Source organism: Bradyrhizobium sp. 142 (assembly GCF_023074015.1).
GTDB lineage: Bacteria > Pseudomonadota > Alphaproteobacteria > Rhizobiales > Xanthobacteraceae > Bradyrhizobium.
This window is the reverse complement of the sequence record NZ_JADPKQ010000235.1, coordinates 1-7,773: the sequence shown is the minus strand read 5'-3', so window position 1 is coordinate 7,773 and position 7,773 is coordinate 1. Positions and strand designations below refer to the sequence as shown.

The following is a 7,773-nucleotide window of genomic DNA, read 5'->3' as shown; positions in this document are numbered from 1 at the left end:
CTCAAGCCAAAGCCCAGGTTCTCTCTCGACCAGCTGGAGCTCATCTATGTGTGATTTTCCCGGGACAGCCCTGCCGCCTGCGGGGGAGGGCTGGGTGGGGGTTTTGGCGCGGAGCGTCGTCACCAAGGTTGATGTGAATAAGATCGTCGCGAGGCTGCGGACCGACAATAAGCTGCTCATTCCCGATTGGGAGAAGCGCAGACCGGTGCCCCAGGACGGCTATCGCTTGCAGCGCGCTTGAACTAGAACGTAACTGTGACCAAGCCATCCGCTAGAGCAAGGCAGCTGGACGAAGCCGACCAAGCAGCGCAGCAGGCTCACCGCCGCGCAAGCGAAGCTTGCCGAGATCAGAAGCTGAGCAGCGAACTGGTCGAGGCCGCCGGAGTGGAACGCGAATGGCCGGACGTGCTGTGGGCCGCCCGCGGGTATGCTGGCGGTGCCGTCACGGACCGCGGCGCGGTTGCCGCATCTGATGGCGCATGTTCGCGACCAACCAAGAACCATACCCGCCCGGCCGCTACCGTGAGGGCACTCGGATGGGCGAGCCGCTTCGCTCTTGCCGCTCCTCCAAGCTGCCGGAGGTGATGGGCTCCTGTGCTCAACCCGGTCTGCGAATTCGCGCCGACAGATAATGGAAAGTTGCCGGACACCCGTGAGCATGAGGGCAACGAAGCCATCCGAATTGCCGCCTCTCCATGACGCACCTCCTGCTCCATCAAGACACCAAACTCGGTATCTTCGGATCCGCATGTTTATATCGGAAGATATGCGCACGGCATTTTGTCAAAAAGAAACTTTTTACAACTCGAAGAAAAGCGACTTACTATTTATTTAATGTGCGGACTGTGAAGCAAAGAACGCTTTAAACCGGACCGGCATCGCAGGCCCAAGTAGGCGTGATGGTGTCATGAGTAAAAATTGCTTACCACAAACTTCGACCAAGCCGGAACGTTGGCCAGCGTCTCCGGCAGTTTTTGTTTTTAGCCAACCGTAATGCAATCGGCAATCGCCGAACATCCCTAGCAGAAAGTGGGAAATAGATACGTCCCGTCTGGACCCAATGCGTTTGCAGAGCCTTCCTTGCGGTAGACCCCAGGATGGGGAATTAATATTTGAAACGCTAGCGTCATGTCACGACTCGTGCTGTTTATTGAGACTGTGTCGTCTCCATTTTGGGAAGAACGCGCAGGCGCGGTTCATTTCATTTCCGAACACATTCAATGGAGCTCGCTGGTTCTTGAACGATTGCGAGAGCATCGAGCGGATCTTGTTGTGGCCGTGGCGGCACCGAGATGTTCGTCAGCCGAAAATTTCCTTCGTTGGCTTGTCAAGAATCCAATTGGCCCTCCGACGCTTGCTGTTCTCCCTCCCGACAACGATCTCATTCAGTTAGCGGCACAAGCGGTCGACGATTTTATTGTCGAGCCCATCCATTCAGGCGAGTGGCACCATCGGGTTGCGCGACTTCTTGCGAACGATTCACCTGACAATAACATGGCGACCACCCAAGAACGCGAAACACGAGAACTTGGGCTTGCGGAACTAGTGGGCAATCATCCAGCCTTCCTGCGTACTATCGAACAAATTCCGCTGGTAGCGCGAAATAACAGTCCCGTTCTCATTACAGGCGAGACGGGTACCGGCAAGGAACTGTGCGCACGCGCAATCCATCGTCTGAGCCCTCGCGGGGATTTTCCATTCATTCCGGTGGACTGCTCGGCGTTTCCCGAGCATCTGTTCGAGACCGAAATGTTCGGCCATGCACGTGGCGCTTTTACCGACGCACACCGCGACCAAATGGGGCTGGTTGCTCTTGCGGGTAGCGGCACGCTCTTCCTGGATGAAGTCGACGTACTTCCAATCCCGGCTGCACCGACACCAAGTCGAACCCGGCCGGCAATAACAAGACGTGCACGGGCCCCGACAGTCACTGCAGCAAGTAGCAAAGCGCAGTAAGTAGAACGCGCCGGGTGGTCTGGTTCGACTATCGTCCGGACCACCCATTCGGGTGTCATGTTGCGGTGTAGCCATGCGGAAGCTGGTGCTGGTTTTCCTCAGCTCGCTGATACTTGGCGTCGCGATTGCTGCGGCGCCTGAGCAGTCCCCGGTTGTGGCGTATCAGTTCGCCAAGGCTAGCAGCGGTGAGGCTGTCACCAAGGTGATAGCCGCCGGTACGGTCCAGCCGATCGTTAGTGTGGTTGTTAGCTCGCAAGTCTCTGGCCAGGTGAAGGAAATACTTGTCGATCACAATGATGCCGTCAAAGAGGGGCAGCCGATTGCATTGTTAGAGCCAGAGCTCTTTAACACCCGCGTGGACCAGGCCAGGGCAGAAGTCGATATCGCCAGCGATGCCGTGCGCATTGCGCAGGAGGAGGTGACCACCGCTCAGGCTGTGGTCAACAGAGCCACCGCCGACCGAGCCAAGGCGGAGGCGGACTCCAAACGATACGAGGTGACGGTAGGTCTCACCCGTCAGCACCTTGATCGGAAGTCGGTGCTAGTGAAAAGCGGTGCTGTTTCGACGAGCGACATGGAGGATGCTCGCGCCGCTTACGAGACCGCACTGGCCGACTCAGGCGCGGCCGCGGCTCAAGTGGCTTCGCAAGAGGTCAGAATCCATGAGGCGAAGACTCAACTCGCCGTCGCGCGGTCCCGAGTGGTCCATTCCGAAGCCCAGGTCCGCCGCAGTCAGGCCGCGCTTCACCAAGCCGAAGCCGATTTGGACCGGCATCGTGATCGACCGCAGTGTCACCGCGGGTCAGACGGTTGCTGCCAGTTTCCAAGCTCCCACCCTGTTCACGATCGGGGATCTTCACGCTGTGAACATCGAGATCGCGGTCGATGAGGCCGATATTGGTGAACTGCGGGCTGGGCAAAAGGTGATGTTCTCGGTCGATGCGTACTCGGACAAGGACTTCGTTGGCCATGTCACGCAAATTCGCAATCGCCGCATATTCAGGAGAGCGTCGTAACCTACACGGTCGTCGCAGCGGCTAAGAACGACGATCTCCTGCTGTTTCCGGGGATGACAGCCAAGGCCGACATTATCGTCGGCGACAAACCGGATGCCTTGCAGGTTCCTAGTGCCGCACTCCGCTTTCGGCCCAAGGGATTACCGCAGCCCTCCGGATCCCATGTTTGGGTCGCCGCGGGCAGTAGCATCCGTCCGGTGTCTGTCCGGGTTGGGGTGAGCACCGAGGGTAGGACCGAAATTATCGGTGATGTATCGGAAGGGGAGGCGGTCGCGGTTGGTGATGGCGCCAATGTCGCTTCGCCAGCCGTCTGGGCCAAGGGCATGGGTTGGATAGAGCCGCTACACGTCGCTTTGGCCGCGCTAGTCAACCGCTAGGGAGTGCAGTGTGCCCCAGCATGTGATCGAGGCGGAGGGACTGACAAGATACTACCGCGCAGGTGACCGCATCGTGACTGCGCTTAAGGATGTATCCCTCCTCATCGAGGCTGGAGATTACGTCGCGATGACTGGTCCGACGGGCTCGGGAAAAACGACTTTGATGAAGATTCCGGGCTGCCTGGACCGCCCCAGCGCCGGACGGTACCGGCTTGATGGGATCGATGTGGCCGGCCTGACGGCGGACCGGATGGCCGACATTCGTAATCATGTTATCGGCTTCCTGTTCCAGTCGTTTGTACTGCTACCGCAGAGCACAGCCCTGGAAAACGTGGAGATGCCGCTCGCCTATGCAGGCGTGCATGGGTCAGAACGGAGGCGGCGGGCGCGGGAAGCGCTGGCGAGGTTTGGGCTGGCGGATCGGGAAGATCACCGCCCCGCGCGGTTGTCGGGCGGCGAGCAGCAACGCGTGGCCCTTGCCCGGGCGGTCATCAACCGGCCGAGCCTACTGCTTGCGGATGAACCAACTGGCGCGCTCGATGACGCCTCGGCCGGCGAGGTCATGGGCCTGTTTGCCGAACTCAACAGGTCCGGCGTCACCATTGTGGTTGTGACGCATGACATCTCGGTTGCCGCGAATGCCCGACGCGTGCTGCCGTTCAAACGTGGCCGCTTGGAGGCTGAGGAGAGGATTTGCGGATGAGGCTCACGACGACGCTGATCCCTGCGCTGCATGCGCTTAGGGTACACCGGCTGCGCACCGGACTGGCGCTATTGGGCATCTGCTTCGGTGTCGCTACAGTGATCCTCATCGTTATATGGGGTTCGATCGGACAGACGAAGCTGGAGGCGGAGATCAGCGAATTGGGCGCCGACGTGCTCATGGTTATGCCGGGCGCGGCCAGGAGCAACGGAGCTTGGCGGGCCAACGGAAGCTCACGGACATTGACCGAGGCCGATGCCGAGGCGATCGCGCGGGAGGGGCTCGGCGTCGCGGCGGCGGCTCCACTCCTGCGGGGGACAGTGCAACTGGTCTACGGAAACCGCAATCAGGCCACCACCTTACGCGGGGTGACGCCCGCATGGTTCGAAGCGCGTCCATGGCCGGTGACGATGGGACGACCGCTTGCCGACGACGACGTGCGCCGGTCCGCCAAGGTCGCGCTCCTTGGGCATGGCATCGCCAAAGTACTGTTCGGGGAGGAGGATCCCTCTGGCCGGACAATTCGCATCGACCGTGTCCCATTCACCGTGCTCGGCGTGCTGGAGGAGAAGGGGCACAGCCTCGGTGGTGATGATCTCGACGATCAGGTGATGATTCCGCTTTCGACCGCGCGCAAGCGCATCCTTGGTTTTTTCGCGGGCCATCCGGCGGCGGTCGGCGGCGTGACGTTGCGGGTGATGGACGGGGCGGATATGGCGCGCACAAACGAAGTGGGCGTGACCTCCTACACGAACGTCACCGGTTGGTCGCCGACAGCCCGGATGACTTCATCCTGCGGGATCTCGCGGCGGTGCAACGCAGTCGCGTTCGGCTTGGCTCATGATGCTGATGCTTGCCGGGGCTGTGGCGGTCTCGCTTCTTGTAGGCGGTATTGGAATCATGAATCTCATGCTGGTTTCCGTGAAGAGCGGCGACAGGAGATCGGGTTGCGCATGGCGATCGGTGCCCGCCGTCGCGAGATCGCTCTGCAATTCCTGATCGAGGCAGGCCTGCTTGCAATGCTCGGTTCCGGAGTCGGCGTGCTGCTGGCGTTGGCAGCAGCTGCCGCGCTAGGCGCCGGAGCGGCAATCCGGAATCCCGGGACTGGGATGGCCATCCTCGCCGCGGTGGTAACCGCTACGTTGGTTACCCTGATCTCCGCTCTCTACCCAGCGCGGAAAGCCGCGCGTTTGGACCCTGCCGATGCGCTGGCCCAAAGCTGAGGAAACTCATGCCCACGGCACGCCAGTCACCAAGGCCTGACATTTGGCTCGCACCTCGTGCCGAAAGAGAAATAGGCGCGAGCGCGACATCGGAGCTGGCCGGGGTATCGGAAGGCTTCTGAGGCATTGCGTCGAATTTGTCATATCCGCTACACGTCCGGTTACCGGCTGATCTCGGACATCGGTCGCGCTTACGCTCGCAAACAGCGCGCCGTGGGCTGTGTCGTGCCAAGGATTGCCGGGCGGATCAGTAACGAGAGAGAAGCCGCCCGCGCCGATCTCCACAACGAAGAACCCCCGAGAGGTGAGAGCCCTCACCCGGCGCGTTGCGCCGACCTCTCCCGTAGGCGGGAGAGGTTGCCGAGCCCGGGGCGCCTATCTCAACATATGTCCTCTTACGCGCCGGTCACGCGCCAGATCACGTTGCCGACGTCGTCGGCCATCAGCAGCGACTTGTCGGGACCGATCGCTACGCCGACGGGACGGCCGTAGGATTCCTTCTCGTCCGGCGCCAGGAAGCCCGACAGGATGTCGCGGGCAGGACCGGAGGGACGGCCGTTCTCGAACGGGATGAACACGACCTTGTAGCCGGACAGCTTGCTGCGATTCCACGAGCCGTGCTGGCCGATCACCATGCCATCTGGGAAACCCGGCAGCGTGCCGGATGGCATCCAGCACAGGCCGAGCGAAGCGGTGTGGCCGCCGAGCGCATAGTCCGGCGTGAGCGCCTTGGCGACCATCGCCGGATCCTGCGGCACGCGGTCGTCCACCGTCTTGCCCCAGTAGCAATAGGGCCAGCCGTAGAAGCCGCCGTCGCGCACCGAGGTGAGGTAATCCGGCGGCGTCTCGTCGCCGAGGCCGTCGCGTTCGTTGACGACGGTCCAGAGCACATTCGTGTTCGGCTCCCAGGCGAGGCCGACGGGATTGCGCAGGCCGCTGGCGAAGATGCGATGCGTGCCGGCCTCGAGATCGAGCTCGTAGACCGCGGCGCGGTCTTCCTCGACCTCCGTGCCCATCTCGGCGATGTTGCTGAGCGAGCCGACGCCGGCGTAGAGCTTCTTGCCGTCGGGGCTTGCCAGCAGGCTGCGCGTCCAGTGGCCGCTCGGCTTGAACGTCGTGAGCCTTTTGCCCGGCGCGGTGATGCGGTCGGCATTGGCGACGTAGGGAAACGCCATCACGCCGTCGGTGTTGCCGACATAGAAGGTGTCGCCGACCAGTGCCATGCCGAACGGCTGGCTGAGATTCTCCATGAAGGCGCCGCGCACTTCGGCAATGCCGTCACCGTCCTTGTCGCGCAGCAGCGTGATGCGGTTGGCGGAAACGCCGAGCGCCGCGGCACGCCGCATCGTCGCCTGCATCGCGTAGTGAAACACGCTCCTCGGCGGCCCCGCGATCTGTGTCGCTTCCGCAATCAGCACGTCGCCATTGGGCAGAACCTCGATCCAGCGCGGATGGTCGAGACCGGTCGCGAACGCATTGACCTTGAGCCCGGGCGCGGCCGTCGGCTTCTGCCCCTCGCTCCAGCCTCTGGCCGTCGGCATCTTCAAGGTCGGCAGCGCCCCTTGTGGCTTCGCCTCGGGGATCGCCGGCGCCTCGCCCCAGGCCGGCGCGGGCTCGGTGCCCGACAGCTTGCGCCATTGCAGCGCGATGCCGCCGACGAATGCGACGAACTGCGCAAAGATGCTGGAAAAGGTCATCAAAATCCCCTGTCGAACGTGCGGCACTGTCCAACGACGGATCGCTCCAAGATTCGCCCAAAGCCCCGCGCGGGCCCAAGCCTGATCGTCGATCTCTCCAGATCCACGATGAGATATCGTCGTGCCTTTATTGCGTGCGCATCCAACTGGGAACACGCGAAAAGGTCAACATGCGCCATCCGAATCGGGCCGCTTATGGCGTACGCAGATGGCAGCACGCCGAATTTGCATGGCGCGGATGAGGCGGTTCTGCATAGGGGACGCGCGGATCAGCGGCCGATCTGCCGCTCCAGCCGCCGCACCGCGCGAAACTCGTCGAGGTGATGGATGTTGGGCGCGAGCGCCGCTTCCCTGGACAGCAGGTGATAGACGCGCGCTACCGTGCGCTGCTTCTGCTTCGTCCGCCCACGCGGCAGCGCCCGCGCCTTGCGGACGGCCGCGACCGCGTGCTCGCGAAAATAATCGTAGGCGTCAGACATGGTTCAACGCTCTGCGGCTATTGCAAATGTCGAGAGGCGTAACCGGCCCGGGGAGCGGTGGTTCCTTGGCTGAATGTTCCGAGCCGCGCCCATCTCCCACCGTCATCCTTGTATGGGGAGTGAGTTGTCAAGAGGGCGTCGTTTGATGGCGGCGGTCTTGGGCGCCGCGGCGAGGAGCGGTCAAGGCTGGCCGTAGGCCACCGCCGGAGACGGCGCGGCAGCGGCCTTGAGCGCGACGAGCTCGGCGCCACAATGGCGTCCCTGCAACGCACGCGATGACGATAACAGGTGTGACGTGATGCGAGGCCTGGGCCGTGAATGA

At 62.2% G+C, this 7,773-nt stretch carries 8 protein-coding genes; 6 read left to right on the top strand and 2 right to left on the bottom strand.

The features are described from left to right. From IVA82_RS21890 to IVA82_RS21865, 6 genes are all read left to right on the top strand, one after another. The coding region (locus IVA82_RS21890; RefSeq protein WP_247493522.1) for a hypothetical protein at positions 1-241 on the top strand (241 nt) is incomplete at its 5' end. An 887-nt stretch (positions 242-1,128) separates the two neighbouring features. Further along, positions 1,129-1,956, top strand: a complete 828-nt coding sequence (locus tag IVA82_RS21885; protein WP_247385678.1) for a sigma 54-interacting transcriptional regulator — start codon at positions 1,129-1,131, stop codon at positions 1,954-1,956. Between the two features lie 73 nt (positions 1,957-2,029). Then, positions 2,030-2,845: a biotin/lipoyl-binding protein gene (locus IVA82_RS49030; RefSeq protein ID WP_247385676.1), complete on the top strand. Its 816-nt coding sequence runs from the start codon at positions 2,030-2,032 to the stop codon at positions 2,843-2,845. Continuing rightward, positions 2,733-2,972 carry an efflux RND transporter periplasmic adaptor subunit gene (locus tag IVA82_RS21875; protein WP_247385675.1) on the top strand — a complete coding sequence of 80 codons (240 nt, stop codon included), beginning with the start codon at positions 2,733-2,735 and terminating at the stop codon, positions 2,970-2,972. Before IVA82_RS49030 ends, IVA82_RS21875 begins: the two co-directional genes overlap by 113 nt. 387 nt (positions 2,973-3,359) lie before the next feature. Continuing rightward, on the top strand, positions 3,360-4,052 hold the full coding sequence (locus tag IVA82_RS21870; protein WP_247385673.1) for an ABC transporter ATP-binding protein: 693 nt from the start codon (positions 3,360-3,362) through the stop codon (positions 4,050-4,052). Beyond that, positions 4,049-5,275: an ABC transporter permease gene (locus IVA82_RS21865; RefSeq protein WP_247385671.1), complete on the top strand. Its 1,227-nt coding sequence runs from the start codon at positions 4,049-4,051 to the stop codon at positions 5,273-5,275. Before IVA82_RS21870 ends, IVA82_RS21865 begins: the two co-directional genes overlap by 4 nt. A gap of 395 nt (positions 5,276-5,670) precedes the next feature. On the opposite strand, the gene IVA82_RS21860 is transcribed toward IVA82_RS21865, so the two are convergent. Together IVA82_RS21860 and IVA82_RS21855 are read right to left on the bottom strand one after the other, a co-directional pair. Further along, positions 5,671-6,972 (bottom strand): sorbosone dehydrogenase family protein, encoded by a 1,302-nt coding sequence (locus IVA82_RS21860; protein WP_247385670.1) that lies wholly within the window; start codon positions 6,970-6,972, stop codon positions 5,671-5,673. Between the two features lie 269 nt (positions 6,973-7,241). Continuing rightward, positions 7,242-7,451 carry a hypothetical protein gene (locus IVA82_RS21855; protein ID WP_247385668.1) on the bottom strand — a complete coding sequence of 70 codons (210 nt, stop codon included), beginning with the start codon at positions 7,449-7,451 and terminating at the stop codon, positions 7,242-7,244. Positions 7,452-7,773 lie beyond the last annotated feature (322 nt).

What these genes read in the sequence shown, in the direction of transcription:
- IVA82_RS21885 (WP_247385678.1), top strand. Translation starts at nt 1,129, where the DNA reads ATGTCACGACTCGTGCTGTTTATTGAGACTGTGTCGTCTCCATTTTGG.
- IVA82_RS49030 (WP_247385676.1), top strand. Translation starts at nt 2,030, where the DNA reads ATGCGGAAGCTGGTGCTGGTTTTCCTCAGCTCGCTGATACTTGGCGTC.
- IVA82_RS21865 (WP_247385671.1), top strand. Translation starts at nt 4,049, where the DNA reads ATGAGGCTCACGACGACGCTGATCCCTGCGCTGCATGCGCTTAGGGTA.
- IVA82_RS21860 (WP_247385670.1), bottom strand. Translation starts at nt 6,972, where the DNA reads ATGACCTTTTCCAGCATCTTTGCGCAGTTCGTCGCATTCGTCGGCGGC.
- IVA82_RS21855 (WP_247385668.1), bottom strand. Translation starts at nt 7,451, where the DNA reads ATGTCTGACGCCTACGATTATTTTCGCGAGCACGCGGTCGCGGCCGTC.